General features: G+C 67.9%; 14 protein-coding genes. 1 reads left to right on the top strand and 13 read right to left on the bottom strand.

From position 1 onward, the window contains the following. Positions 1–8: 8 nt before the first annotated feature. The 5 genes from miaA to BLV63_RS12920 all read right to left on the bottom strand — a co-directional run bounded on the left by miaA (position 9) and on the right by BLV63_RS12920 (position 4,937). Positions 9–941, bottom strand: coding sequence for a tRNA (adenosine(37)-N6)-dimethylallyltransferase MiaA (gene miaA, locus BLV63_RS12900; RefSeq protein ID WP_066215333.1), 933 nt, complete (start codon positions 939–941; stop codon positions 9–11). Between the two features lie 88 nt (positions 942–1,029). Continuing rightward, positions 1,030–2,604 carry a tRNA (N6-isopentenyl adenosine(37)-C2)-methylthiotransferase MiaB gene (gene miaB, locus BLV63_RS12905; protein ID WP_066215331.1) on the bottom strand — a complete coding sequence of 525 codons (1,575 nt, stop codon included), beginning with the start codon at positions 2,602–2,604 and terminating at the stop codon, positions 1,030–1,032. Between the two features lie 63 nt (positions 2,605–2,667). Further along, positions 2,668–3,402 carry a regulatory protein RecX gene (locus BLV63_RS12910; RefSeq protein ID WP_254780557.1) on the bottom strand — a complete coding sequence of 245 codons (735 nt, stop codon included), beginning with the start codon at positions 3,400–3,402 and terminating at the stop codon, positions 2,668–2,670. A gap of 1 nt (position 3,403) precedes the next feature. After that, positions 3,404–4,456 carry a recombinase RecA gene (recA, locus tag BLV63_RS12915; protein ID WP_066215330.1) on the bottom strand — a complete coding sequence of 351 codons (1,053 nt, stop codon included), beginning with the start codon at positions 4,454–4,456 and terminating at the stop codon, positions 3,404–3,406. A 253-nt stretch (positions 4,457–4,709) separates the two neighbouring features. Next, positions 4,710–4,937, bottom strand: coding sequence for a DUF3046 domain-containing protein (locus BLV63_RS12920; RefSeq protein ID WP_066215329.1), 228 nt, complete (start codon positions 4,935–4,937; stop codon positions 4,710–4,712). A gap of 88 nt (positions 4,938–5,025) precedes the next feature. Between BLV63_RS12920 and BLV63_RS12925 the strand changes: the two genes are divergently transcribed. Continuing rightward, positions 5,026–5,568 (top strand): MarR family winged helix-turn-helix transcriptional regulator, encoded by a 543-nt coding sequence (locus BLV63_RS12925; protein ID WP_082724217.1) that lies wholly within the window; start codon positions 5,026–5,028, stop codon positions 5,566–5,568. Between the two features lie 78 nt (positions 5,569–5,646). Here BLV63_RS12925 and BLV63_RS12930 read toward each other — a convergent pair whose 3' ends face one another. The 8 genes from BLV63_RS12930 to dapB form a co-directional block, all read right to left on the bottom strand. After that, entirely contained in the window at positions 5,647–6,066 is a 420-nt protein-coding gene (locus BLV63_RS12930) for a helix-turn-helix domain-containing protein (protein ID WP_066215327.1), read from the bottom strand. A 93-nt stretch (positions 6,067–6,159) separates the two neighbouring features. Then, complete coding sequence (locus tag BLV63_RS12935; protein WP_066215325.1) at positions 6,160–6,675, bottom strand: CinA family protein; 516 nt, start codon at positions 6,673–6,675, stop codon at positions 6,160–6,162. Beyond that, positions 6,668–7,249 (bottom strand): CDP-diacylglycerol--glycerol-3-phosphate 3-phosphatidyltransferase, encoded by a 582-nt coding sequence (pgsA, locus tag BLV63_RS12940; protein ID WP_066215323.1) that lies wholly within the window; start codon positions 7,247–7,249, stop codon positions 6,668–6,670. The genes BLV63_RS12935 and pgsA overlap by 8 nt, the downstream gene beginning before the upstream one ends. Positions 7,250–7,258: 9 nt before the next feature. Further along, entirely contained in the window at positions 7,259–10,096 is a 2,838-nt protein-coding gene (locus tag BLV63_RS12945) for an FtsK/SpoIIIE family DNA translocase (protein WP_066215321.1), read from the bottom strand. 82 nt (positions 10,097–10,178) lie between these two features. After that, positions 10,179–11,870, bottom strand: coding sequence for a ribonuclease J (locus BLV63_RS12950; RefSeq protein WP_066215319.1), 1,692 nt, complete (start codon positions 11,868–11,870; stop codon positions 10,179–10,181). 44 nt (positions 11,871–11,914) lie between these two features. Then, positions 11,915–12,823 carry a 4-hydroxy-tetrahydrodipicolinate synthase gene (dapA, locus tag BLV63_RS12955; RefSeq protein WP_066215317.1) on the bottom strand — a complete coding sequence of 303 codons (909 nt, stop codon included), beginning with the start codon at positions 12,821–12,823 and terminating at the stop codon, positions 11,915–11,917. 101 nt (positions 12,824–12,924) lie between these two features. After that, a complete protein-coding gene (locus BLV63_RS12960) occupies positions 12,925–13,386 on the bottom strand; it encodes a hypothetical protein (protein ID WP_066215315.1) in 462 nt (153 codons plus the stop codon). After that, positions 13,387–14,139 carry a 4-hydroxy-tetrahydrodipicolinate reductase gene (gene dapB / locus BLV63_RS12965; RefSeq protein ID WP_066215313.1) on the bottom strand — a complete coding sequence of 251 codons (753 nt, stop codon included), beginning with the start codon at positions 14,137–14,139 and terminating at the stop codon, positions 13,387–13,389. Positions 14,140–14,178 lie beyond the last annotated feature (39 nt).

Genomic DNA, 14,178 nt, shown 5'->3' on the forward strand with positions numbered 1-14,178 from the left:
ATGTTCACCTAAGCGACAGAACCCGGGAACTCCTCCTCCACCCGGTGCAGGGCCTGTTCAACAAGGTCCGGGGCGGTCCAGTCCAGCCAGTGGATCCGGGGATCCGCCCGGAACCAGGTGAGCTGGCGGCGCGCGAACTTGCGGGTCGCCACGATCGTGTCCTCGACGGCTTCCGCCAGGGTGAGGGTCCCGTCCTGGGCCGCGAGGAACTGCGCATAGCCGATGGCCCGTCCAGCCGTCTTCCCCTCACGCAGCCCTCGGGTCTCCAGCTCGCGGACCTCGTCCTGCAGGCCCTGCTCGACCATGCGGTGGACCCTCAGGGCGAGGCGCTCTTTGAGGACCTCGCGGTCGGCTTCGAGTCCTAGTTGCAGGGCCGGCTGGACGTACTCCCGTGTGGGCATGAACGCACTGAACGGGCGCCCCGTGACCTGGTGCACCTCGAGGGCGCGAATGACACGGCGTTCGTCCTGCAGACGGTCCGCGCTGACAGGATCGACGGCCCGGAGACGCTCTCGCAACGGGGCCAGGCCACGGGACGCCGCCTCGGCCTCCAGCGTGGCGCGCAATGCGGGATCGGTGCCGGGGAACTCCAGGACGTCGAGAGCCGCTCGGACGTACAGTCCCGAACCTCCGACCAGGATGGGCACCGCTCCCCTGCCCCGGATGTCGTGGATCAACGCCCGGGCCTGGGCCTGGAAGTCGCTGACGCTGGATTCCTCGACCACGTCCAGGATGTCGAGCAGGTGGTGCGGAACCCCTTCGCGCTCCGCGACGCTGAGCTTGGCCGTGCCGATGTCCATGCCACGGTAGAACTGCATGGCGTCCGCGTTGATGATCTCCCCGCCCAGGCGCTCGGCCAGCCGGAGACCCAGCTCGGACTTCCCCGTGCCGGTGGCCCCGACGACGGCGATCAGCGGCGGCGTGCGGTCGTGGACGGTCACGCGTCGGGCCCCAGGGCTACGGCCGGATCAGTGCGCAAGCATGCGCCTGTGCCACTCACCTGGAAGAGCACGACGGAGTCCGGCGCCCTCATCGGACGGGGGTGGGCAGCTTCGGCATGCCGAGGAGCACGCCCTTGCCCGGGACGGTCCCGGCGGTCCCCGCGGACGGAACCCCGCACGAATCCGCCTGGGCGCGATCCCATGCGTCCCCCGCACGGGACCTGCGACGCCGGTATTCCGAGGCGTCCCGCGGGTCGGCGATGAGGTGAAACGGGGCGGCCTCGGTGATGGTCACGGTGACGAGGTCGCCGGGCCGGGGCGTCTCGGCACCTGCAGGGACACTGAAGTGCACCAGCCGCTGGTCCTTGGCACGACCGCTGAGGCGGTGCGTCTGGTCAGACTTCCGGCCGCTCTGAGCCGCGACGAGGATCTCCACTTCGCGGCCCACCTGCTTCGCGTTCTCCTCGGCGGCGATCCGGTCCTGGAGGGCGATCAGCCGCTCGTAGCGTTCCTGGACCACGGCCTTCGGGAGCTGGCCCTCGAGTTCCGCGGCGGGCGTGCCGGGACGCTTGGAGTACTGGAAGGTGAAGGCCGTGGCGAAGCGGGACTTCTCCACGACGTCGAGGGTGGCCTGGAAGTCCTCCTCCGTCTCGCCCGGGAAACCCACGATGATGTCGGTCGAGATGGCCGCGTCCGGAATCCGTTCCCGCACCTTGTCGAGGATGCCGAGGAAACGGGTTGAGCGGTACGAACGGCGCATGTCCTTGAGCACCTTGTCCGAACCGGACTGCAGTGGCATGTGCAGCTGCGGCATCACATTGGGGGTCTCGGCCATCGCGGCGATCACGTCGTCCGTGAATGCCGCAGGATGCGGGCTCGTGAACCGGACGCGTTCAAGTCCTTCGATGTCGCCGCAGGCCCGCAGGAGCTTGCTGAAGGCCTGGCGGTCGCCGAATTCGACACCGTAGGAGTTCACGTTCTGGCCGAGCAAGGTCACTTCGATGGCGCCGTCGTCCACGAGGGCCTGGATCTCCGCGAGGATCTCCCCCGGCCGGCGGTCCCGCTCCTTGCCGCGGAGCGAGGGCACGATGCAGAAGGTGCAGGTGTTGTTGCAGCCGACACTGATGGAGACCCAGCCCGAGTAGACGGAATCACGCTTGGTCGGCAGTGTGGAGGGGAAGACCTCGAGGGATTCGAGGATCTCCAGTTCGGCTGTGGCATTGTGCCGGGCGCGTTCGAGCAGCGCCGGAAGGGCGCCCACATTGTGGGTTCCGAAGACGGCGTCCACCCACGGCGCCTTCTGAAGGATCGTCTCGCGGTCCTTCTGGGCCAGGCAGCCGCCGACGGCGATCTGCATCCCGGGGTTCTTCTCCTTGACGGGGCGCAGCTGACCCAGGTGCCCGTAGAGCTTGTTGTCGGCGTTCTCGCGGACGGCACAGGTGTTGAACACGATGACGTCGGCCAGCTCCTCGGTGGCGGGCACCAGCCCGGCGTCTTCGAGCAGGCCCGACATGCGCTCCGAGTCGTGGACGTTCATCTGGCAGCCGAAGGTCCGGACCTGATAGGTCCGCGGGGCCGAGTTCTCCGGCACGTCGTGTCCGACGGCGGCAGGAACGGAGGCCGGAGTGCCGGCGGACGTCGAAGAAGGAATGCTCACGCTCACCTTTCAAGGGTACCGGGACCGGAGCGGGCGACTCCTCATGGGCTCCCGTTCAGGGCCCGGGGCTCACTCCCAGGAATCGTCCTCGCGGTTCAGTTCCTCCGCGACGATGCCGAAGGCCACGCCCGGGGAATGCCCCTTACGCACCAGCATGGCCACGAGGCGGCGGGTGTGCTTGTCCTTCTCGGCGCGGTCCAGGGACGCACGGTCCACCCGCGCGAGCTTCTTGGCCACCAGATAGCGTGCCGCCTCGCGTTCATCGGCGGCGGTCAGCTGCTCCAGGGCCGTTTCGATGAGGTGATCTGCCACGCCTTTCTCCCGGAGCTCGCGGCGCAAGGTCGATGATCCCAGGTGACGATGCTCCGCCCGGCTGCGGACCCAGAGCTCGGCGAACTCGGCGTCGTTGATGAGCCGGAGCTCCTCGAACCGGTCGAGCACGGCGCGGGCGGCCGTTTCGGGAATCTCGCGGTCCTTGAGCTTGGTGGCGAGCTGGTGCCGTGTCCGAGGCCCGGCGCTCAGTTGCCTCAGGATGATGGTGCGGGCCACTGCTTCCGGATCGGCGTCGCGATCCTGTTCGGGTTCCGGCGGAACGGCGCCCGTGGACTCGGGCCGCTTACGCCTTCGCGCAGGGGCGGTCTCCGAGCCGCCCTCGGGATCATGCCCCGCGCCCCACGGCAACTCCTTGGGTGGCCCGGTGGGCTTGGACAGGGCCGAAGCGGGCCGGAGCCCCGGCACGGTCATGCCGGGGCTCCAGGGTTCAGCGCTCGTGTTGTCGGCGGAGGGCTGTTCCGAACGTGCCACCTCAGTACCCGTCGACGGCCTTCAGCTTCGGGTTCTCTTCCTCTTCCTGAGCGACCTGGCCCACGCCGAGCTTCTCCTTGATGAGACGCTCGAGCTCGTCGGCGAGATCCGGGTTGTCCCGGAGGAACCGGCGGGAGTTCTCCATGCCCTGGCCGAGCTGGTCACCGTCATAGGTGTACCAGGAGCCGGACTTCTTGATGATGCCGTGCTCCACACCCATGTCGATGATGCCGCCCTCGCGGGAGATGCCCTGACCATAGATGATGTCGAACTCGGCGGTCTTGAAGGGCGGAGCCATCTTGTTCTTGACGATCTTGACCTTCGTCCGGTTGCCCACCGAATCAGCACCCTCCTTGAGGGTCTGGATACGGCGCACGTCCATACGCACCGAGGCGTAGAACTTCAGGGCCTTACCACCGGTGGTCGTCTCGGGAGACCCGAAGAAGACACCGATCTTCTCGCGGAGCTGGTTGATGAAGATGGCGGTGGTCTTGGTCTGGTTCAGTCGACCGGTGATCTTACGGAGGGCCTGGCTCATCAGACGGGCCTGCAGACCCACATGGCTGTCACCCATCTCGCCCTCGATCTCCGCACGCGGCACCAGGGCGGCCACGGAGTCGATGACGATGATGTCCAGCGCGCCGGAGGAGACCAGCATGTCCATGATCTCCAAGGCCTGCTCACCGGTGTCCGGCTGGGAGACCAGCAGGGCGTCCGTGTCCACGCCCAGCTTGGCCGCGTACTCCGGATCGAGGGCGTGCTCGGCGTCGATGAAGGCCGCGAGACCGCCATTGCGCTGCGCATTGGCGACGGCGTGCAGGGCGACCGTGGTCTTACCGGAGGATTCCGGACCGTAGATCTCCACCACGCGTCCGCGCGGCAGACCGCCGATGCCCAGAGCCACGTCCATGGCGATGGAGCCGGTGGGGATCACTTCGATGGGGGCACGGGTGTCATCCCCGAGCCGCATGATGGATCCCTTGCCGAATTGCTTGTCGATCTGGGCCAGTGCCGCTTCAAGAGCTTTGGCGCGGTCCGGTGTTGCTGCCGCCATGACGTACCCCTACCCCTAGGTTGTTTCGCGGACCCGTGCGGCCCGGCGAAGTTGATGACGCGAATCGTCGGTTCCCGGATGAGAACCTTCACTGACGAGCCTAGGGAGCGGGACTGACATTATTTCCCGCGACCTTGGCTCATGTGGACAACTCGCCCGTCTTTTCTCTGGATATCAGCCTAGCCCCATTCGAACAACTATTCGAATGATTTCTCGGCGTGTTGAAGGAACTTACGGGAGAGATCCCTGCGATTCAGGCCTTCTTGGCGGCCTTCGGGTCCTTACCGAGCCTCCGGCTCTCCGGAACATCCTGGGCTTCACACACCGCGAGCCAGATGGACCTCAGGTCGAGTCCGTCCCTGAGCGCCTGATCCGGAGTCCGGCTGCCCAGCTCTCGCAGCGCGAGGTTCGTGGCCAGATGGCGTGCGTAGGCGGGGCCGAACTCGTCGTCCATCAACTGCCAGAACTGGGAACGTCGCATCGGTCCAGCTTCTCATGCCCCGGTCACCACCGTGGTCACAGTGCCACATCGCAAGGGACGGCGCCCCTGACCAAACTAGAATGGACGCATGATTCCAGCCGAGCGCGACGGCAGCGCCGACAGCCCCACCCCCGGCGACGAGCCCAGGGCGGTGGAGACGCCCGCGTCGGACACCCCGGAAGGCGCACGCCTGGACGAGGCGATCCACGCCGTCGAGCATCAGCTCAGCCTGCTCTGGCGACGGGGCCGGGCCGTCTCCCTGCGCCTGTCGCGGCAGGTCCATCCCGACATGGACCCTTCGGCCTATGGCCTGCTGTCGATCCTCCGCCGGCAGGGACCCATCCGGCTGACGGAACTCGCCGGTCTGATCGGGGTCGGCAAACCCACGGTGAGCCGCCAGATCACCTTCCTGATGCAGCTGGGACTGGTGTCCAAGGACGCCGACCCCCTGGACGGCCGCGCCCAATTGCTGCACCTCACCGAGCACGGCGAGGACACCATGGCACGTGTGCAGGACGCCCGGCGGGAGATCTTCCGGCAGCGCCTGGGCGAATGGGACACGCCCGCCCTGGACGCGCTGGCCGAGAACCTCGAGCGGCTCAACACCATCTACGAACGGGACGGCCTGTAGAAGCACAGCCGGTCAGCGAACAGGGAAGGGCCCCGGCACTCGAGATGCCGGGGCCCTTCCTTCTCACTTCTGCCGCTCTCAGCGGCTCCCGACGAGCTCCAGCTCGTCCCCCAGGCCACGGCCGTAGCGCTGGGTGAAGTCCTGCGGGACGGTATCCGGGACGGCGACGCCCTCGGCCACGGCCACACGATCACTGACCTCACGGAGCATGCTGGACAGCGGAACGTCCAATGCCGAGCAGATCGAGGAGAGCAGCTCAGAAGAGGCTTCCTTCTGGCCACGCTCGACCTCACTCAGATACCCGAGCGAAACCCGCGCGCTGTGGGAGACTTCCCGCAGTGTGCGTCCCTGGCGCTGACGGACATCGCGGAGGACGTCACCGATCTCGTGACGTAGGATCACCATCTTGCGCTCCTTCGCTTCGTGCTGTGCCGGATCGAGTAGGCCCACATCCTTCCAGCGGACCACGCCGTTCACGGATACAGGCTGCTTGACCATGTGTATCGCTTGCTCCTTCGTTCAGGCCGGGGCCTGAATTTCATCCTATGACCATCACCCTTGTGATGGCGACACTAAAGTAACTCCCGGCTCTCAGCTTTTGTTCCCCGGAGGCTCTTTCCCAGGGAACTCACGGAGTGCGTCCAGCAAATGGCCGATCGCTCCCCGTAACGCCGCTTCACGGATCTGCTCGCGCCCTCCGACGAAATGGTGGGCGAACGCCCTCGCCCCCTGCGCATCCGCGATCCCGATGAACACGGTGCCCACAGGCTTGCCGTCATGGGCCTCGGGACCGGCGACGCCCGTGGTGCTGACAGCCACGTCCGCTCCGCAGGCACGCCGCGCCCCGGCGGCCATCTCCCGCGCCACGTCGGCGTCCACCGACCCCCGCTCGGCGAGCAGTGCGCCGCTCACGCCCAGGACCTGTTGCTTGACCTCGTTGTGGTACGACACGACTCCCCCACACAGCGTCGCCGAGGCGCCCGGCACATCGGCCAGCCGGGCCGCGACGAGGCCAGCGGTCAGCGATTCGGCCGTGGCGACCGTGATGCCGCGCGAGATGGCGAGCTCGACGGTCTCCCGGACCGTCGTGGGGAAGGTGTCAGGCACGGGACCCTCCCCGGATGAGCCGCGCCGACAGGAACACGTACTGCAGGCCTGTCACCAGGGTCACCGCCACGGTGGCGAGCAGCAGCACGAACGCCGCCACTCCCAGCCACGTCCACTGCGCCGTGAACGGCAGGAGGTACAGGAACAGCACCACGGTCTGGAGCACGGTCTTGATTTTGCCACCGCTGGAGGCGGGGATGACCCCGTACCGGATGACCACCAGGCGCAGCAGGGTGATCCCCCACTCGCGCACCAGGATGATCAGCGTGGCCCACCACGGGATCTCGCCGAGGACGGAGAGGATCACGAAGGCCGCGCCGGTCAGGAGCTTGTCCGCGATGGGATCGGCGATCTTGCCGAAATCCGTGATCAGCCCACGGGCACGGGCGATGTCGCCATCCAGCTTGTCCGTATACATCGCGACGGCGAACACCGCCAGGGCGGCCCAGCGCCACAGGCCGTGCTCGCCCGCGTCCGCGAGCAGGAACCAGGCGAAAAACGGGACCAGCGCGATCCGCAGCATGGTCAGGATGTTGGGCAGGTTCCAGACCTGCGACGTCGGGGTTCCGCTCACGTACTCAGGCTACCGTCCGGTCAGCTGCCACGCGTCTTCACCCTCGTCATCATCGTCGTCGCCGTAGTCACTCGCCTGCGTGCGCGCATCGAGATCCTGCTGGACCAGGTCCACGCCGTAGTCACCCATCTGGTGGTTGGCGTTGGCATTGTCCGCGAGGGCCTCGGTCGTGCTGTCCGGGGCGGCCGGGACGTCGTCGCCCCGGATCGTGGCAAGGACGGCGCCCAGATCGTCCGGCTTGACCAGGACGTCGCGGGCCTTCGACCCCTCGGACGGCCCGACGACGCCACGCGACTCCATGAGGTCCATCAGCCGGCCCGCCTTGGCGAAGCCCACGCGGAGCTTGCGCTGCAGCATCGACGTCGACCCGAACTGCGTGGTGACCACGAGTTCGGTGGCCTGCAGCAGGAGATCCAGATCGTCTCCGATGTCGTCGTCGATCTGCTTCTTGGGCGCCTCGGCCGCGACGTCGTCGCGGTAAGTGACCTGGAGCTGGCCCTTGACGTGCTCGACCACCTTGTGGATCTCGGACTCACTGACCCACGCACCCTGGACACGCATGGGCTTGGATGCGCCCATCGGCAGGAACAACGCGTCACCCTGGCCGATGAGCTTCTCGGCGCCCGGCTGGTCCAGAACCACGCGGGAGTCGGTGACGGACGATGTCGCGAACGCCATACGGGACGGGACGTTGGCCTTGATCAGACCGGTCACCACGTCCACGGACGGACGCTGGGTCGCGAGCACGAGGTGGATGCCGGCCGCACGGGCCAGCTGCGTGATGCGGACGATCGAGTCCTCGACGTCGCGCGGCGCGACCATCATGAGGTCGGCGAGCTCGTCCACGATCACCAGGAGGTACGGGTACGGCTTGATGATGCGCTTCGAATCCGGCGGCGGGACCACCTTGCCGGCGCGCACGGCCTTGTTGAAGTCGTCGATATGCTTGTAGCCGTAGTTCGCCAGGTCGTCGTACCGGGCGTCCATCTCCCGCACCACCCACTGGAGGGCCTCGGCGGCCTTTTTCGGGTTGGTGATGATCGGCGTGATGAGGTGCGGCACGCCCTCGTACGCGGTGAGTTCCACACGCTTCGGGTCGACCATGACCATGCGCACCTCGTCCGGCGTCGCGCGCATGAGGATGGACGTGATCATGGAGTTCACGAAGGACGACTTACCGGCGCCCGTGGCGCCGGCCACGAGCATGTGCGGCATCTTCGCCAGGTTGGCGACCACGAAGCCGCCTTCGACGTCCTTGCCGACGCCCATGACCATGGGGTGGTCGGTCCGGCGGGCGTTCTGGCTGCGCAGGACGTCGCCCAGGGACACGGTCTCGCGGTCCGTGTTCGGGATCTCGATGCCGATGGCGCTCTTGCCGGGGATCGGGCTCAGGATGCGGACATCCGAGCTCGCCACGGCGTAGGAGATGTTCTTGGACAGCGCGGTGACCCGTTCCACCTTGGTGCCGGGCGCCAGCTCGATCTCGTACCGGGTGACGGTCGGGCCACGGCTGAAGCCGGTCACGGAGGCGTCCACATTGAACTGCTGCAAGGTGTCCGTCAGGGCGGCGACGACGGCGTCGTTGGCCTCCGTGCGCTCCTTCGGCACGCTGCCGGCCACCAGGGCGTCGGCGTTGGGCAGCGTGTACGTCACGTCCCCGGCGAGCGAGAGCTGCTCGGTCCGCTGAGGGATCGGCGCCGGAATGGGCGGCTTCTGCGGCTCGACGTTGAACACCGTGGTGGCGGCGACGGCGGGCAGGGCCTGGGTGGCGGTGTCGTCCTGGCTCGTGGGCTCGGGCTGCGCCTGGCGTTCCTTGATCTTCTCGCGGGCCAGCTCGGACTGGGTGGGCCGGCGGACGCCGGCGGGGACGGCCGGGGCGGCAGGGGCTGCGGCGCCGGACGCCGGAGCCAGGCCGGACGCCGGGCCCGCCGCGTCGTCGTCGATCACGGCGTGCTCGAAGGCCTCATCGCCCACGTACCCGTCCACGGCACGGTCTTCCGGGCCCTTGTCCCGGCTGAAGAGCTTACGCTTCCTGGCCGGCTTCGCGGGACGGTCATGCTCGTAGAGGTAGCTGCGGTCATGGCCGTCAGCGGTGAGGGGGTCCTGCAGATCCATGCCCATGAGGTGCTCGTAGGCTTCGCGGATCCTGCGCGGAATGGCCGTGAACGGCGTGGCGGTCACGATGAGGACCGAGGTGAAGGCGAGGAACGAATACAGCGCGATCGGCAGGGCCGCGTGGACGGCCGCCAGCGGGGATCCCACCAGGAAGCCGACCATCCCGCCGGCGCGGCGCACGCCGTCGAAACCGTCGAAGGGGCTCGGCTGGCCGCCGATCACGTGGGCGAGGCCCGATCCGGCGATCGTCATGATGATGAAGCCGATGCCGATCCGGTTGTTCCCGCGGGTGTCCTCCGGATGGCGGAAGAGCCGGACGCCGCAGACGGCGAGCATGAGCGGCAGCAGGTACGTCATCCACCCGAAGGTGCCGTTGACCACCGAGGCCACCACGGTGGGCAGCCAGCCGCTCAGTCCCCACCACGCGAACGTGGCGATGAAGACCGCGAGGAGCAGGTTGAAGAGGGCGGCGCCGTCACGACGGGCCTCCGGATCCAGGCCGCTGACATCGCGGCCGATCCGGCGCACCCCGGCGCCGACGGCGTGCGCCAGGCCCAGGTAGGCGCCCGCCAGGGCGCGGACGATCCACGGCTGTTCGGCGGCTCCGGCATTCTGGTGCCGGGCAGCCGCAGCCTTGGAAGCAGCGGCCCGGCCTGAACCGCCACGCGTGGTGGAAGTGCCGGTCTTGCTTTTCGTGGTGCCTTTAGGCGCGGAAGGGGTGCGGGTCGCCATAGTCCCACCCTAGCCCAGAAGCGCCGTAGAACCCCGGATTTCCGGGGTTCTACGGCGCTTCTGACGTCGGGGCCGGGAGGAATCAGGCCTCCAGGACCACCGGGATGATCATCGGCTTGCGACGGAGACGTCGGTTCACCCAGGTGCCGATGACGCGGCGCACCACCTGCTGGAGCTGGTGGGTGGTGTGATCCTTGCGCTCCGCCACGGCCTCTTCGAGGGCGGCATTGATCTTGGGGATGATCTCGTCGAAGACCGCGTCCTCCTCGGCGACGCCGCGGGCGTGGATCTCCGGCCCAGAGACCACCTTGCCGGTGCTGCGGTTGATGACGGTGACGATCGAGATGAAGCCCTCATCACCCAGGATGCGGCGGTCCTTGAGGTCGGCGTCCGTGATCTCGCCGACGCTGGAGCCGTCCACGTAGACGAAGCCCACTTCGACCTGGCCGACGATGTTCGCCAGACCGTCGTGCAGATCCACCACGGTGCCGTTGTCCGCCAGGATGATGTTCTCGCCCGGCACACCGGACTCCTCGGCGATCTTGCCGTTGGCGATCAGGTGCCGCGTCTCGCCGTGCACGGGCATGGCGTTGAGCGGCTCCAGGATGTTGTAGCAGTACAGGAGCTCACCGGCCGCGGCGTGGCCGGAGACGTGGACCTTGGCGTTGCCCTTGTGGATCACATCGGCGCCCAGCTTGAGCAGACCGTTGATGATGCGGAACACGGCGTTCTCGTTGCCCGGGATCAGGCTGGACGCGAGGATCACGGTGTCGCCCGTGCCCACCTGGACGCGGTGGTCGCCATTGGCCATACGGGAGAGGGCGGCCATCGGCTCACCCTGCGAGCCGGTCGACATGAGGACGACCTTCTCATCGGGCAGCTTGTCCACGTTCTTCAGGTCCACCAGGATGCCGTCCGGCACCTCGAGGTAGCCGAGCTTCGCGGCGATCTGCATGTTGCGCACCATGGAGCGGCCCACGAAGGCCACCTTGCGGCCGTGCTTCGCAGCGGCGTCCAGCACCTGCTGCACGCGGTGCACGTGGGACGAGAAGGACGCGACGATGATGCGCTTCTTGGCCTGGCCGAAGAGGCGGTCCAGCGTCGGGCCGATCTCCTTCTCCGCGGTGGTGAAGCCGGGGACGTCGGCGTTGGTCGAGTCGGACATGAAGAGATCCACGCCCTCCTCGCCCAGACGGGCGAAGTGACGGAGGTCGGTGATGCGGCCGTCCAGCGGAAGCTGGTCCATCTTGAAGTCACCGGTGTGCAGCACGGTGCCGCCTGCGGTGCGGATGAACACGGCCAGGGCGTCCGGGATCGAGTGGTTCACGGCGACGAATTCGCAGTTGAACGGACCGAACTGCTCGACCTGGCCTTCCTCCACCACCATCGTCTTCGGGCGGATGCGGTGCTCCACGAGCTTCGCCTCGACGAGGGCCAGCGTCAGCTGGGAGCCCACCAGGGGGATGTCGCGGCGCAGGCGCAGCAGGTACGGCACGGCGCCGATGTGGTCCTCGTGGCCGTGCGTCAGGATGACGGCGAGGATGTCATCGACACGGTCCTCGATGTAGGAGAAGTCCGGGAGGATGAGATCCACGCCGGGCTGGGTCTCCTCAGGGAAGAGCACGCCGCAGTCCACGATGAGGAGCTTGCCGGCGATCTCGAAGACCGCCATGTTGCGCCCCACCTCCCCGAGGCCACCCAGGGGAACGATGCGGAGCGTGTCCTTCGCCAGCTTGGGAGGCGTGGTGAGGTGGGAAAACGCGAGTTGGGTCATATCTGGCTACTTTCCGGCGGCAGCCGCAGGGGATTCTGGATGTTCTAACCCAGGACCCATGCGGCCTCCGCCAAGTCTTCACGGATGATGGCTTGCTCGGCGTCGCTCAGCTCCACGAGGGGCAGGCGGACACGCGAGTTGGGCAGGACGTTCTGCCACTGAAGAATCTGCTTGGCCGCCACGGCGCCCTGGGCGCGGGTCATGGTGGCACGGACCACGGGTTCGAGGTCGAAGTTGAGGGTGCGGGCGGTCGCCAGGTCTCCGGCGTTCACGGCGTCCACGAGGGCGCGGAACTTCGCCGTGGCCACGTGGGTGGTCACGCCCACCAGGCCGACGGCCCCGAGGGCCATCCATTCCAAGGTGAGGCCGTCATCGCCCGAGTAGAACACCAGGTCCGTCTCCCGCAGGACGCGGGTGGCCTTGGCGAAGTCCGCCTTGGCGTCCTTGACCGCGACGATGTTGGGGTGCTCCGCCAGGCGGATCATGGTCTCCGGCGCGATCTCGATCGAGGAGCGGCCGGGAATGTCGTACAGCATGACGGGCAGGCCCGTGGAGTCCGCGACGGCTTCGAAGTGCGCCTGCACCCCGGCCTGGCTCGGCTTGTTGTAGTACGGCGTCACGATCAGCAGACCGTCGACGCCCACTTCCTCGGCACGACGGGAGAGCTGGATCGAGTGAGCGGTGTCATTGGTGCCCGTGCCCGCGATGATCACGGCACGGTCCCCGACGGCTTCCTTGACGGCGCGGAACATGCCCACGTTCTCGTCATCGGTCAGCGTGGAGGTCTCCCCCGTGGTGCCGGTGACGACGAGACCGTCGCAGCCGTTGTCCACGAGGTGCTCGGCGAGCTCCGCCGCTTTCCGGTAATCGACCACTCCATCATCGGTGAACGGCGTGACCATCGCGGTCAGAAGAGTTCCGAGGTTGGGGGTGCGTGTACCAGAAACAGCCATGCATGAAGGTTATCGTGAATCCGTCCAACCTCTGCAACGCGGTCCCGTATGGCGGGAATGCGGCGATGTCCGGAGCGGCGCCGACCGCCCTCGCGGCGCTGCTAACCGCGGCGGAAGAGGCCCACCGCGTCACGCATGGCGGCGCGGGCACGACGGCGGTCCCCCGCGGCGTCGTACGCGCAGCTGAGCCGGAACCACACGCGCCAGTCCTCCGGCGCCGCCTCGGCCTCCCGCTGGTACTTCACGAACTCCGCGTCGGCCGCCTCACGGACGATCCGGCCGGCGGGCGTGCGCGGCAGGTTGTCCGGCGGCAGGCCGCCCTCCTCCTCCAGGATGCGCGCCATGCGCTCGGTGCGTGCCCCGAACATCAGCTCCCGGATGAGGGCCCACGCGCCCACCACCGGCAGCACGAGGTACGCCAGGCCCATCGCCTTCGCCACCGGCTGCGGATCCATCAGCAGCAGCACGGCCCGGTTGAACGTCACCACCAGGTAGAAGACCAGCAGGAGGGTGATGGCGCCCACCCAGATCTTGGTCTTGTAGGCGGCCCAGAACTCCTTCATCTACAGCCCCAGATCCAGGTAGCCGTCGAGCCCGTGGGTCAGCCCCGGGTGTCCCGCCACCTCGCGCAGCCCCAGCAGGACGCCGGGCATGAACGACGCGCGGTCGTACGAATCGTGCCGGATGGTCAGCTGCTCGCCCGGACCGCCCAGCAGGACCTCCTGGTGCGCCACCAGGCCACGGAGCCGGACGCTGTGGACGTGAACACCGTCGACGACGGCGCCCCGGGCCCCGAGCGGGTCGCTCTGCGTCGCGTCGGGGCTCGCCGGGACACCTGCCGCCTCCCGCGCGGCGCCGATCAGTTCCGCGGTGCGCGCCGCGGTGCCGGACGGGGCATCCACCTTGTCCGGGTGGTGCAGTTCGACGATCTCCACGGATTCGAAGTAACGGGAGGCCTTGGCCGCGAAGGCACTGGCCAGCACGGACCCCAGGGCAAAGTTCGGCGCGATCAGGACACCCACGCCGGGCTGCGTCGCGAGCAGTCCGCGGAGCGCATCGAGACGCTCGGGCGTCCAGCCCGTGGTCCCGACCACGGCATGCAGGCCGTGCTCGACGGCGAAGCGGACATTGCGCTCCGTGGAGTCGGGCACGCTCAGGTCCACCACGTGGGTGGCGCCGGCGTCGAGGATGCCCTCCAGCGCGTCCTGACGGCCCAGTGCGGCGACCAGCTCCAGGTCGGGAGCCGCCTCCACGGCCTTCACGGCCTCGCTGCCCATGCGCCCGCCCGCGCCGATCACTGCCACTCTGATGCTCATGGATCAAGCGTATCCGTGCGCCGGGCGGGCACGGAAAAC

Source organism: Arthrobacter woluwensis, assembly GCF_900105345.1.
Taxonomy (GTDB): domain Bacteria; phylum Actinomycetota; class Actinomycetes; order Actinomycetales; family Micrococcaceae; genus Arthrobacter_E; species Arthrobacter_E woluwensis.

Excerpts from the sequence above, each read along its gene's own strand:
- recA (WP_066215330.1), bottom strand. The coding sequence starts at position 4,456 with ATGGCGGCAGCAACACCGGACCGCGCCAAAGCTCTTGAAGCGGCACTG.
- BLV63_RS12920 (WP_066215329.1), bottom strand. The coding sequence starts at position 4,937 with ATGCGACGTTCCCAGTTCTGGCAGTTGATGGACGACGAGTTCGGCCCC.
- BLV63_RS12925 (WP_082724217.1), top strand. The coding sequence starts at position 5,026 with ATGATTCCAGCCGAGCGCGACGGCAGCGCCGACAGCCCCACCCCCGGC.
- BLV63_RS12930 (WP_066215327.1), bottom strand. The coding sequence starts at position 6,066 with ATGGTCAAGCAGCCTGTATCCGTGAACGGCGTGGTCCGCTGGAAGGAT.
- BLV63_RS12945 (WP_066215321.1), bottom strand. The coding sequence starts at position 10,096 with ATGGCGACCCGCACCCCTTCCGCGCCTAAAGGCACCACGAAAAGCAAG.
- BLV63_RS12950 (WP_066215319.1), bottom strand. The coding sequence starts at position 11,870 with ATGACCCAACTCGCGTTTTCCCACCTCACCACGCCTCCCAAGCTGGCG.
- dapA (WP_066215317.1), bottom strand. The coding sequence starts at position 12,823 with ATGGCTGTTTCTGGTACACGCACCCCCAACCTCGGAACTCTTCTGACC.
- BLV63_RS12960 (WP_066215315.1), bottom strand. The coding sequence starts at position 13,386 with ATGAAGGAGTTCTGGGCCGCCTACAAGACCAAGATCTGGGTGGGCGCC.
- dapB (WP_066215313.1), bottom strand. The coding sequence starts at position 14,139 with ATGAGCATCAGAGTGGCAGTGATCGGCGCGGGCGGGCGCATGGGCAGC.